The organism is Pseudoalteromonas sp. MelDa3 (assembly GCF_002863625.1).
GTDB classification, from domain to species: Bacteria; Pseudomonadota; Gammaproteobacteria; order Enterobacterales; family Alteromonadaceae; genus Pseudoalteromonas; species Pseudoalteromonas arctica.
In genome coordinates this window covers 15,553-28,614 of sequence record NZ_PJBR01000066.1, presented here as the reverse complement: position 1 = coordinate 28,614, position 13,062 = coordinate 15,553, and the positions used below count along the sequence as shown (strand labels likewise).

Annotated in this window: 9 protein-coding genes; 7 read left to right on the top strand and 2 right to left on the bottom strand. The window is 37.8% G+C overall.

Features of this window, described 5'->3' with window-relative positions:
- Positions 1-72: 72 nt before the first annotated feature.
- The 5 genes from CXF89_RS12845 to CXF89_RS12825 all read left to right on the top strand — a co-directional run bounded on the left by CXF89_RS12845 (position 73) and on the right by CXF89_RS12825 (position 8,461).
- Positions 73-1,311 (top strand): AAA family ATPase, encoded by a 1,239-nt coding sequence (locus tag CXF89_RS12845; RefSeq protein ID WP_121954825.1) that lies wholly within the window; start codon positions 73-75, stop codon positions 1,309-1,311.
- Positions 1,312-1,326: 15 nt separating this feature from the next.
- Positions 1,327-2,289, top strand: a complete 963-nt coding sequence (locus CXF89_RS12840; RefSeq protein WP_121954824.1) for a transcriptional regulator — start codon at positions 1,327-1,329, stop codon at positions 2,287-2,289.
- 425 nt (positions 2,290-2,714) lie between these two features.
- Positions 2,715-5,861 (top strand): DEAD/DEAH box helicase, encoded by a 3,147-nt coding sequence (locus CXF89_RS12835; RefSeq protein WP_010552907.1) that lies wholly within the window; start codon positions 2,715-2,717, stop codon positions 5,859-5,861.
- An 880-nt stretch (positions 5,862-6,741) separates the two neighbouring features.
- Positions 6,742-8,208 carry a DNA recombination protein RmuC gene (rmuC, locus tag CXF89_RS12830; protein ID WP_121954823.1) on the top strand — a complete coding sequence of 489 codons (1,467 nt, stop codon included), beginning with the start codon at positions 6,742-6,744 and terminating at the stop codon, positions 8,206-8,208.
- A gap of 61 nt (positions 8,209-8,269) precedes the next feature.
- Positions 8,270-8,461: a DUF3185 family protein gene (locus CXF89_RS12825; RefSeq protein WP_121954822.1), complete on the top strand. Its 192-nt coding sequence runs from the start codon at positions 8,270-8,272 to the stop codon at positions 8,459-8,461.
- A 397-nt stretch (positions 8,462-8,858) separates the two neighbouring features.
- Here CXF89_RS12825 and CXF89_RS12820 read toward each other — a convergent pair whose 3' ends face one another.
- Positions 8,859-9,266, bottom strand: coding sequence for a MerR family transcriptional regulator (locus CXF89_RS12820; protein ID WP_101163560.1), 408 nt, complete (start codon positions 9,264-9,266; stop codon positions 8,859-8,861).
- A gap of 100 nt (positions 9,267-9,366) precedes the next feature.
- On the opposite strand from CXF89_RS12820, the gene CXF89_RS12815 reads away from it, so the two are divergent.
- Together CXF89_RS12815 and CXF89_RS12810 are read left to right on the top strand one after the other, a co-directional pair.
- Positions 9,367-10,605, top strand: coding sequence for an NADH:flavin oxidoreductase/NADH oxidase family protein (locus tag CXF89_RS12815; protein WP_121954821.1), 1,239 nt, complete (start codon positions 9,367-9,369; stop codon positions 10,603-10,605).
- Between the two features lie 351 nt (positions 10,606-10,956).
- Positions 10,957-12,123 carry an aldo/keto reductase gene (locus CXF89_RS12810; protein WP_121954820.1) on the top strand — a complete coding sequence of 389 codons (1,167 nt, stop codon included), beginning with the start codon at positions 10,957-10,959 and terminating at the stop codon, positions 12,121-12,123.
- Between the two features lie 460 nt (positions 12,124-12,583).
- Here CXF89_RS12810 and CXF89_RS12800 read toward each other — a convergent pair whose 3' ends face one another.
- Complete coding sequence (locus CXF89_RS12800; protein ID WP_374703125.1) at positions 12,584-13,060, bottom strand: PACE efflux transporter; 477 nt, start codon at positions 13,058-13,060, stop codon at positions 12,584-12,586.
- Positions 13,061-13,062 lie beyond the last annotated feature (2 nt).

Below are 13,062 nucleotides of genomic sequence, written 5' to 3'. Positions count from 1 at the left end.
GTCGTCTTAAATAGTTGTTTACAGCTATTTGAATGGACATTATACTAACTGCCTAACTTTGAGGAAGAAAGTATGTCTATCAACAATAACGCATTAAGTACCTATCGGCTTTTGAAAGCCACAGCTGAAGTTGCTGAAAAATCATTAGAAGGACGTATTCAGCACTACCGTGCCCATCTTAAATCAGAAGAAAAAGAATTAAGAACGTATACACAAAAAGCAGCTGCTGATTTATTAGGTTGTAATAATCGTACTTTAAAAAGACGTCATGATAATGGCGACTTCGATGATTTAAACATAAAACGCGGTGCTAACGGTCACTATGCTTACACATTAGTAAATATTTTTGCTATGGCCGATATTATGGACATTAAACCAGATCATCGTACTGGTGATGACAAACTGCAAGTTATTGTAATTAATTCTCTCAAAGGCGGCTGCGGTAAAACTACTAGTATGGTTAATATAGCGGCAGCGCTTGCAACTACAAATATTAAACGTTATCGCATTGGTATTATAGATTTAGACCCACAAGGCTCTTCTTCAAGCTTTTTTCCTTCAAGTGAGCACGACCCGATTACTGTTGGTGATTTAATGCGTGATTGCATAGATTTAGACGAGGGTGAAACATGGCCTGAATTTGTGTCTAACTCATTTTTACCAACGCATATCCCAAATATTCGTGTATTACCATCGGGTATGGATGACTTTTACTTTGAGCACGAAACGGCAACATTGCTCAAAGATACCTCAAATTATGAGCAAACTCGCCATTACCACAAGTTACTTGAGAAAGTAATTGATCCCGTTAAAGACGAGTTTGATATTATCTTAATTGACACAGCACCTACCCTTAATTTTATGTTTTATAATGCATTAATGGCCTCTACGGCGATGCTTATTCCTGTTCATCCGGAAGCTGTAGATTTTGATGCTAATAACAAATATTTAAAACGACTAGGTGAGATTTACCATACAGTTGCAGCACTTGACCATGAGGGCTGGGACTTTATGCAATTTTTAGTGACCAACTATGTGAAAGGTAATCACTCACAGCGCGATATCGTCAAAGATGTTCGTAGTGCATTTGGTCGCCAAGTAATGAGCTACCCAATCAATCACAGCTCCGCGATTACCGCTAGTTCATCGTCTTTCAACACTATTTTTGATCAAAAAGCATCAGACAGCTTAGCAAGTCGTGAGTCATTAATGCGCGCTCAAGAAAATATTAAAGATGTGGTCGATGAGCTAGAAATGCTTATTCGTTCAAATTGGCAGTCAACTCAATCAACACTCAATACCCCTAAGTAAGGATGTTAAATAAAAATGGCTAAAAAACGTAAAAATGACACCCGCTTAGATCCATTTGCAACTGCTGTAGGCAGCAGTAGTCTTGATGCATTACTAGAACAAGCGAATGCTGGCGATGTAATTAGAATGCCTGCACCGAGTGACCCTGCTCGTCAAATTACGCTTGTTTGTAAAGTGATCGCACATGCTGATATTGAATCTTCCACTGGTGTATATGGCAAAAATCGTCGTGTACAGGCACTTCTAAACGAAAAGTCAGTATCAGACATTCTTCCTGCAATTCGTGAGGATGGTCGAAATCAACATCCTGCCCTACTTTGGGATCAAGGTGACAAAAGTTTAGTTCTGGCAGGTTCACGTCGTCGTATGGCCTGTATTTTAGGTAACGCAGATTATTTAGTACTTAGTTCAAGCGATTTTACTGATCAAGATGCAAAAATTTTAGCGGTATCTTCAGATCAATACATTGCTCCTAGTTTATGGGAGCTTGGCCAAGCATACCAACAAACTAAAAATGAGCTTATTGAGCAAGGTAAAAAAGGATCTTACAGAGAGATTGCCGCGGTAGAAGGTGTATCGCATACTGCAATTGCAGATGCAATTAAAGCTTATGAGCAAATTCCTGCTGATGTCATTGCGCTTTACCCTACTGCTAATCACGTAGGTCGCGAAGTCGCTAAAAAGCTTGTTAGCGCAAAGGAGCGAGACGAAGAGGCGTTTAATCAACTTGTTAGTGCCCTTGCTAGTGATGAAGAGTTAAATGCGTTTACAAGCGACGACAAGCGTGCAATGGCGATCACTAGATGCCTAACTTCAGAGCCACAAGTAGCTGTTAAGCGCGAAGCTGTACTAGAAAATAACTTCATATCGGTACAACGCAATTTAAAAAGCGGTGATGTCTCTATCAAAATTGATAATAAAGTAATGACAGACAAGCGCTTAGAGCAATTAACTAAGTTATTAAGTGCCTTTAATTAGTTAGTTAAATAATGATCTGTCAGGCATATTTACTTAGTTAAATAGTGATCTGGCAGATTGTTTTGTTAGTAAAAATCTGATCTTTACTAGCCTATTTCCTCTTTAAATAATCATATTCCTTCTTCAAGATCACTTTTTACTAACTAATATCCTCTTTTTAGCTACATTCCTTCATTTATTATTATTGTTAGTAAAATCGTGATCTGTAATGCCTACTTTTATGTTTCTAACTATATGTAACTTCTACCATTGCAGTTGTTTTAAATATTATTTTGTAAAATTGGATGCTTATTTTTACTTACAAACCGATTTTTTACTAAGTTATCAGCTCCAACCAGTTTATATCTTGTTAATAGTGCTTTAGCTCAGAGCACATAAGGCATATACTGGCAGGATTATTTTTAAAATTTAATGCTTAGAGTGACATGTCTGCTAACTTATCAAAAAATGATTTAATGGCTATTTTTGAAGAAATTAAAAATGAGCAGGCTACCCAGTTTCCTCTGTCTGAACGCTTTATTAAAAAACTTTTCCGTGAAAATGTTTTAGATAAAGGCAAAGAATATTACAAGAAAGGTCAAATCACTTGGTTAGAACACACCCCTAATTTTTCTGTAGTCGACTCTACTGTACAAGTGGATAATGGATCATCGTTTAACCAACGTATTGAGATCAGTAAAGTACCAACTGGCTATTCTGTTGATACGCATTGTACGTGTAATGCAAAAACTAAATGCCGACATTTAGCTGCTATTTTATTTAAGCTCAAAATAGAGCACTCTGGTGAGTATGGCGAAGATTACTTTATTAATGACTGGTTTAGCGAATTAAGCGCACTTAAAAGTGGTGATCAAAACACGCCATCGCAAGTATTATTATTTGTATTAGATATTGAAAATAACAAAGTATTCTTAACACCTAAAATAGCGAATGTTGAGACTAAAAAGAATTACACGTTAGGTCGAAACCTGACCGAGCAGCAGTTAAATAGTTTTGTAACGCCGAGTGACTTACTCGAAAGTGATTTTAGATTATTTAGTTGGATACGCTCACAAAATGCAGTGGGAAGTATTGAGCTAAAAGGCCAGTGGGGTTTTAGTGCCTTACAACAGTTGATAGCTACAGAACGCCTGTTTTTCCAGCGTTCTCGAGTGCCAATTAAAGCGCAATCTGGCCAAGCATTAAGTTTTAGTTGGGAGCAAGATAAAGATCTCTCACAATTAGTTATTAAGCTTGAGCAAACACAAAACTGGGCTTTATTAAAAACAACACCACCTACTTACCTCGATTTAGATCATTTAAAAGCGGGCCGTCTTCGCACCCCATTGAGTGCAGACGAAATAGCACATTTACAAACTATGCCTGCTTTGCATGACGCTAACTTTGATAGAATATACAAGCAGCTTGCCGATAACTTTGGTGCAGGTGTAATACCCCACCCTACTAATTTACAGCCAACATTGCCTAAAATCTCTAGTAATGCTGTTTTAAAAGTAACTATGGGCGATCAAGGTTTATCTCTTTCGTTGTTATTTAAGTATAAAAATAAAAACTATTTAGCAGGTGCTGCACCTGCAAGTACGATTAATAGTGCATTTGAAAATACTGTAACTAACGAACTAATTAACTTAGGATTTGAATTTTGTAAAGGGGGTTTACAAAGTGAACTGGTATTTACAAAGCAGTCTTCAATCCATTTGCATTGGCTAATATACGAAGTATTCCCTGGCTTTAAGCAACGCGGTTGGCAAGTAAGTGTAAGTAAAGTAACGAGTCCTAATCCGCAGTGTGAAGTTAGTTTACATGTACACCGCGCAGCAGGGCATCAAATGCACTGCAAAGTATTGCTATGTGATGCTAAGGCATCGCTGTTGTTTACTAATACTGACCCGCTATATCAGTCATTAAATCGCCAAAGTGAACTTTTTTACTACTATCCGCTTGGTCGTGAGTTTGGGGTTATTAATAAGTCAGCAATTAACTTATTAAATGAATTTAAAGAGCGTTTTGAATTTGTAAAAACACGAGACGAATTTAATATTCCGCTTTCGTATTTACCTGAATTAGTAAAGCACACTGCTATAAACGTAGAGCTTCACGACGACTCATTAGAGCTATACTTACAAGAGCTAAATAGTCCCGATAAAGCAATTACTAAGGTTTCATTACATGGCTTAAATGACTCAGTAACACTTCGTGAGTACCAACAGCAAGGTGTTGACTGGCTTAGCTTTTTAAAACGTCACCAATTAGGTGGTATTTTAGCTGATGACATGGGCCTGGGTAAAACCTTGCAAGTTATTGCATTTTTAGCCAGTACATTTAACCGCCCGCAAGCAGGCCCTACACTTATAGTGTGTCCAACTAGTTTGGTGAGTAACTGGAAAAACGAAATTATTAAGTTTGCTAAAAGCTTAAAAGTCACCACTATTTTTGGTTCAAATCGTAACGATCCTTTACAGCACTTAGCGCAAGCGCAGTGTATACTTACTACATATCCACTTTTAAAGCGTGATATTGCATATTATTCGCCATTATATTTTGAAAATATAATCCTCGACGAAGCACAATACATTAAAAACGATACCGCACAGGTTTCGCGATTAGTTAAACGCTTAAATGCCGACTTTAAACTTTGTTTAAGTGGTACTCCAATCGAGAATAATTTACTTGAGCTTAAATCGTTACTCGATTTTGCTATGCCATCGTTACTTGGGTCTCAAGCCCACTTTAAGCAGCACTTTCAAACGCCTATTGAGCGTGAAGCTGATATGGAGAGAGCTGAGCAGTTAAAAGCGTTAATTATGCCTTTTATAATGCGCCGCACTAAAGCACAAGTAGCGCAAGAGCTGCCTGAAAAAACAGAGCTAACTAAAGAGTTTGAGTTTGAGCCTAAGCAAAAAGAAATGTATCAAGGTATTACACGTTCATTAGAAGAGAAGCTAATAGACTTATTTGCCGAACAAGGCGCACAAAAAAGTAAACTTGCATTTTTAGAGGCACTTTTAAAGTTAAGGCAAATTTGTTGCCACCCTAAATTAATAGATCCAGACACTCAAGCAGGCTCCGCTAAGCTTGAATGGTTAACAACACACTTACCGCTTATGTTAAGTCTCGGTCGTAAAATTATTATATTTAGTCAGTTCACATCGGCACTTGATTTAATAGCCCAACGCCTCGAAGAAATAAACATTAACTTTAGTATGCTTACAGGCCAAACGCGCCACCGAGATAAAGTAATCGACGAGTTTACCAGTGGTAAAACATCAGTGTTTTTAATTAGCTTAAAAGCTGGCGGTACAGGCCTTAACCTTACACAAGCCGATACAGTTATTCACTTTGATCCATGGTGGAACCCTGCTGTAGAAAAACAAGCGACTGATAGAGCTTACCGTATTGGCCAAACTAACCCTGTATTTGTGTATAAGCTCATAATGAGTAATTCAATAGAGCAAAAAGTATTTAAAATGCAACAAGACAAACAAGCCCTTGTAGATGCGTTATTTACTGATAAATCAATGAGCTTTACAAAGTTTGATGAACAACAAATGTTATCGCTAATTAAAAACTAAATTGATTTAAAAAGTTTTGATCTTTTTATGAACTTAATTAAAAAGCGGACGTCTACTATTATGCTTGTTGGTTAATTGCAGTTAGCACAAGCATCATGTTGATTCCCCATTTAGTTACTAATTTTAGTAATGATTAAGCCAGCCCATTTTGAGTTGGCTTTTTTTATGCCTAAAATTTAGCGTTCGGCACTTATTTTAAAAGTTTTTGCTTTTTTATGAACTTAATTAAAAAACGGACGTCTACTATTATGCTTGTTGATTAATTGCAGTTAATACAAGTTTTCATGTTGATTCCCCCGATTTAGTTACTAATTTTAGTAATGATTGAGCCAGCCCATTTTGAGTTGGCTTTTTTTATGTCCAAAATTTAGCATTCAATTTTTTTATTTTAAAAGTTTTGATCTTTTTATGAACTTAATTCAAAGAGCGGCGTCTACTATTATGCTTGTTGATTAATTGCAGTTAATACAGGTTTTATGTTGATTTCCCCCTATTTGATTACTAATTTTAGTAATGATTAAGCCAGTTCATTTTGAACTGGCTTTTTTTATGCGCATAATTTGATTTGTTTAAATCAACCCGAATAAAAATAAATGATCTTTCGTAAATTAATTTGAATTAATTATTTTGTTTTCCGGTCTACTCTAATGCCTGTTGTTATATAGCCTCACCCAGTAATATTAGTTATTTTGGTGATTATGTATTTAAGTTGCAGCTTACTCGGGCACATGTTGATTTTCCCTTTGATTACTTAATTTAGTAATATTTGACCAGCTTATTTTGAGCTGGTTTTTTTATGTCTGTAATTTCTTTGCTCCCCTACTTCTATTGCGTGTTATTGGTTATGATGGCATGTCTCTAAATTTTATAAGTTTATTTTATGCTCACTCAAGTACTCACTAATATTGATTGGCTAAGCGCCGGTGCTGGTGTTGCGTTAGGCGTTGTATTTTACGGCGTTGTATCAACACAGCTTCGCAAAAAGCTACATCTACAAATAAGCGAACAGCAGCAACAGCTTTCCCTATTACAAAATCAATTTGATAATAAAGAGCTGCAATATAGTGCCTTGCAAGAAGATCACGAACTGCTAGAACATACTCACCAAGAACAGCGCGATGAAGCCCAGCATTTTAAAACGCGTTTTAGCGAACAAGAAAAACAAAGCATTCAATACAATCACTTTTGGCGTAAAGCCGAAGGAGAGCTTGCAGCGCTTCGTGAGCAATATAATCAACGCGATGTTGAATATAATAATATGCGCACCACCCTCGAGCAAAAACAACAAAGCTTTACCGAGCAACTCGCGCAAATTGAGCAAAGTAAAAATATGCTCAAAAAAGAATTTGAAAACCTAGCCAATAAGATTCTAGAAGAAAAATCACAAAGCTTTAAAACCTTAAATCAAGAAAGCATTGAACAATTATTAAAACCGGTTCAAGGCGAGCTAAAAGGCTTTAGAGAAAAAATGGAATCAATACATGTTGAAGACATAAAACAACGAACCGCGCTTAAAACCGAGCTACTGCATTTGCAAGCTAAAAGCCAAGCTATAACAGATCAAGCCGACAAGCTCAGCAACGCGCTACAAGGGCAAAAGAAAACCCAAGGTAATTGGGGCGAACTCATGCTCGAAAACGTCTTAGATAGCGCTGGCTTACGTGCTGGCGTTGATTATAAGCGCGAAGTGTCGTTTAACACTGAAGATGGCCGCTTACGCCCTGATGTAGTTGTTTACTTACCACAAGGTCGCCACTTAGTCATTGATGCTAAAACATCATTAAATGCTTATACACGCTATGTGAACGCTGAAAATGAGCTAGATGCTAATCAAGCAATTAAAGAGCATGTAAGCGCCGTTACAGCACGTATTAATGAGCTTGCGAGTAAATCGTACGACCGTTTACCAGGGCTTAATTCGCCTGAAGTTGTGGTTATGTTTGTACCAATAGAATCAGCTTTTGTAGAAGCACTTAAATATCAAAGTGATATTTACCAACAAGCAATCGAAAAAAATATACTGGTAGCTACACCTACTACCCTGCTTACTAGTTTAAATATTGTTAAACAGCTTTGGCGTTTTGAAGAGCAAACCAAATACTCAAAAGAGCTGGCAAATCGGGCTGAGCGTTTTTATAACAAGCTCAATGGTTTTTTATTAAGTATGGAAGGCGTTGGTAAGCAGCTTGATAAAGCGAAAGAAAGTTACGACAAAGCGTTCTCGCAATTATACCGCGGTAAAGGTAATTTAATTAAACAAGCATCAGAGTTTAAAGAGCTTGGTGTATCGGTACAAAAAGAGTTACCTAGTGAGAGCGTTGAACGTGCGCAGCTAGAGCTTGATTAGACTTATTGAGTGTTTTCAATTAAGTATGTTAAATAATGTACGTTAGAAACCAGAGGTGTTTATGAATAATAAGATTATAGGTATTGTTTTTATCGTTATAGGTATCGCTTTAATTATGTGGGGATATGACGTTTATGATGCGGCGGCTTCGCAGTTAAGCCGTGCATTTAGTGGTGATACACCAATAGAAGCATGGGCGGGTATTATTGGCGGTGCCATCTGTGTGTTAATTGGCATTAAAAAGCTTAAGTAACATAAATAAAATACAGCTTACTGGGGCTTGTTGACCTTTCAGGATAAAATTTGTTCAATCTAGGGGCTATTTAATCGCGGCGCGAGGTTTGTAATTTAGTGGGCTCGATAACTGCTACTGCGTTATTCTAATGGCTTACATCCATGTAAGAATAAGTAAAAACCGAGCAAAGCTTCCGCGTCCTGCTCTCGCCCCTACCTACATCCATGTAGGCAACAAAGAGTAAATTGCCCCTAGGCAGAACCCTTCGGGCAGCGCATGTTTGGCATTTATACTACGTTATCGTCTGTTTATGGGGAATAACCACACTACATAGACTCTGCCTTGCCTAAATACCAACCAGTCGCTGCAAATTTAACCTCAAAAGATAAACAGGCCCTGAATAAGCTGTATTAGTTTATTTGTAATCCATCACTTCTAGTAATTCATTTAATTTACTTTCTGGCAGGCATTCGCCTTTATCCCAATAAGAGTTTAGTAACGCAGTTAAACTGCCAATACGCTGTGACTTTTTCTGCATTTGCTCAATCAAAATGTCAGCTTCTTTTTGTTTTTTTTCTAAACGCTCGATTATTATTGTGTGGTTTAGCTCGCCGTTTTCGTTACGTAATAAAGGTATTTCGTTGAGTGAAAAACCCAAGCTTTGTGAAAATTTAATTAATTGCAGTTTTTCTAAGTTTTGTTGGGTGTACAGCCTATAACCATTAGCACTGCGAGTGGTTGGTGTTAATAACCCTTTGCTTTCGTAAAAACGAATAGTGCTGGCAGGTATGTTGGTAAGTTTTGCAAGTTCGCCTATTTTCATAACTAATAATAACTCCACTTTACATAAACTTAGTAGGTTGACCTTCAAGCTAACTTTAAGGTTATAGTTGTTTTGATGTCAATTTAATTAGCCAATAATTATGCGCAACCCTGTGTTTACCTCCTTTACCTTGCCAAGTGGTTTAGTATTAAAAAATCGTATTGCCAAAGCCGCTATGGAAGAAAACCTAGCACAAGAGGACCAAACGCCCTCCCAAGCACTTAAAAACGTTTATAGCGCATGGGCTAAAGGCGGTACAGGGCTAATTATTACTGGCAATGTAATGGTTGATCATTTAGCGATGACAGGCCCTGGTGGCCTTGTGCTTGAGCAAAGTACCGATATTACTGCCTTTGCAGAGCTTGCTCGTTTATCAAAGCAAAATAATTGCAAAGTGGTGATGCAAATCAATCACCCTGGTAGGCAAGTATTTAAAAAAATGGGTGGAAAGGCTCTATCAGCGTCAAGTGTTGCACTTAATATGGGTAAGCACTCGCACTTATTTGGCGTACCAAAGGCAATGACGCAAACCGACATTGACGATGTTATTACCCGCTTTACACAAACTGCACTACAAGCCGAAAAAGCCGGTTTTAATGGCGTACAAATACATGCAGCGCATGGCTATTTACTTGCCCAGTTTTTATCGCCACTTACCAATAAGCGCAACGATAAATGGGGGGGAAGTTTACAAAATAGAGCCCGTTTACTTCTCGAAATAACCCGCAGTATTAAAGCGGTTTGTTCCCCCACCCTTTCGGTTTCGGTAAAGTTAAACTCTGCTGATTTTCAACGTGGTGGCTTTGAACCCAGTGACGCGCAAGTTGTAGTGGATTTATTGAATGAACTCAATGTTGATTTTGTGGAGTTATCGGGTGGTAGCTACGAAGCACCTGCAATGCAAGGTAAAACAGTTGACGAACGCACACTTGCCCGCGAAGCATACTTTTTAGAGTTTGCAAAAGCGATTAGCCACCGCTCATCAATCCCAATAATGACCACCGGCGGCATTAGTCGCTTATCTATTGCCAACAACGTGATTGAAAGTGGAGTGGCCCTCGTGGGTATTGCCACTGCGCTTGCATACCAACCAAATTTACCAAACAAATGGCAAAATGAGCCACTGCAACTAGCCGTATTACCCAATGTTACTTGGCAAGATAAAACCCTCGCAGGGCTTGCCACTATGGCACTGGTAAAAAGGCAAATACGCCGTTTAGGCCAAGGTAAACCTGTAAAAACAAACGCTTCACCAATATTTACTTTAATTAGCGACCAGCTACGTTCGGTTAAATTAACTAAGCGTTACCGCAATCGCTTTGCTAGTGAGATTAACTAAGCTTTGGTATTCACTCTTTTTATGTATTCCGGTTTTGTTTACTAATTTTTACACTTGAATAAATGTAACCATTTTTATGTTGTGTAAATGAGTATTAAGGCGTGCACCAATTTGGAAGTTTGCTTTTTTATCAAGCTATTAAAGTGCACTATTTTGTGCATATTAAAGTACTGTACGAGTAAAGAAAATAATCATTCTAAAATGTTAATTAAAGTGCGCGTTCAGCGTTTGTTAATTTAACCATCTTATTGAAAGTATTGACATTTATTGCTTTCCTCTCGCTTGAGTTTGGTTGGTATTTATACTAGTTTATAGCGTAGATATTTAACCTTACTCAAGGAGAATAGTTACATGGTATCTCGCAGAAATTTTATTAAAGCAGGCGCTGCTTTAAGTTTAGGCTCTATTTTTAGTGCTTCAGCTTTGGCTGAACAATTAAAAGTAAAAATGTCTAACGGCAGTGTTATGCAAACTAAAGGATCAATAGATAAAAGCGCTGCTCTGCCCACAAACGATGTTACTAACGCTAGGCATTACCGGCCTGAATCAAGAATGGGCTTAGGCGGTCTTGCCGCTGGGAATGGCTTTAATACTATATCAAGCGATGCAGAAATTTTAACAATGCTAAATGCAGCATGGGATTCTGGTATTCGTCATTTTGATACGTCACCTTTTTACGGCTTAAGCTTAAGTGAAAGGCGCTTCGGTGATTTACTTCGAAACAAAAAGCGTGAAGATTATGTTTTATCCTCAAAAGTAGGTCGCCTTCTTACCCCTTCAGCAGAGCCTCTAGAAAATAGTTGGCATTGGGCTGATCACTCACCTTTTCATTATAAATATGATTACTCTGCATCAGGTACGCGTCGTTCAATAGAAGACACGTTACATCGTATTGGTGTCGCCTCACTTGATATTGTTTATATTCACGATTTATCACCGCAAAATAGTGATATGGGAGATGATTGGCTTAAGTATTTTGATCAGGCTGCAAAAGGGGCTATTCCTGAGTTAACTAAAATGCGTGATGAAGGAATAATTAAAGGCTGGGGTTTTGGAGTAAATACACCTCATGCTATTTATAAAGCGCTTGATATGTCAGACCCTGATATTTGCTTACTAGCGCTGCAATATTCAATTTTAGATCATAAGCAGGCACTTGATAAAACCTTTCCTATGCTTGATAAACGAGGTGTTTCAGCAGTCATTGGTGCTCCGCTTAATGGTGGTTTTTTAGCCGGTCGTAACCGCTTTAATTATTCACCTAAAATTCCTGGGCCTATGCAGCAAAAGTTTAATGCAATAAGCGACATTGCATCTAAACATGGGATTGATATTAAAACAGCTGCACTGCAATTCGCAGAGGCGCCTTCAACGGTATCCTCAATTATTCCTGGCGCACGCACGGCAGAGCAAATTAAAGCTAATGTAGCCTCAATGAAAGTTACCATACCAAGCGAATTTTGGAGTGAATTGAAATCTAAACAGCTTATTGCAGAAAACGCCCCCATACCCACATAACAAAATAGGTGTGCCATTTGCTTGGCACACCTCGTTATAGCTAATGAGGTTGATTTTCAAGCAACGCTTAGTAGTAAGTACATTGATTGTTGGGCATTTGTATAAGCGCAGCTTGCTGGTGTTTAAAAACGAAGTTTTTAAACTTAGTTATTAGGTAGTCAAAAGCATTATTACGTGCCTATTACATATTACGCGTATCGGTATCATGCTGCGCTTCATCCTAGTGGTGAGAGCGTGTGGAACATATTGAAAGGGCTAAATATATAAAGCAAAAAGTTACTGTAAACCCCCATTACAGTTAGCCGGTAAATAGTACAAATAGTAAATTAGCACTACTTAGTCAATTGAGCAGTGCTAATTGGTTTAATTAAAAGCCACATTTACCGTTATTTATTGCCATTGCGCTTTTGCCAAAACGATCTCAATACTCCACAACGTTGCTTTTATAAACTTAAAAATATCAAGCACATTGCGATTTATTAACCCATCTTTTGTAAGGTTGGTACTTATCGTACAACACATTAAAAATATACGTGTATATGAGTATAAAAACTAAAAAGCCAGCTTCTAATGCTGTAGCGGCTAGCCATGTAATATTTAAATACCAAGCAAGTATTGGCAGCGTTATTACCAACATACCCAGCTCAAAGCCACATGCATGCGTAATGCGAGTTACTAAACCTCGCTCGATTCGGTTATGCCCAACTATGTTATCAAACACTATGTTGTAAATGTAATTCCAAAGCATGGCGAAGATTGATAAACCAACACCTACTATTGCCATTTTTCCTGTTGCAAACCCACCAAAATAAGATGATGCAGGTACAACAAAAGATAATGCTATCATCTCAAATATTAGGGCCTGAAAAATACGTTCTGCTGTGTTTATATATAAATAACTTCTTAAGTTGATGACGATGGCTGTATTTTCATTCATTA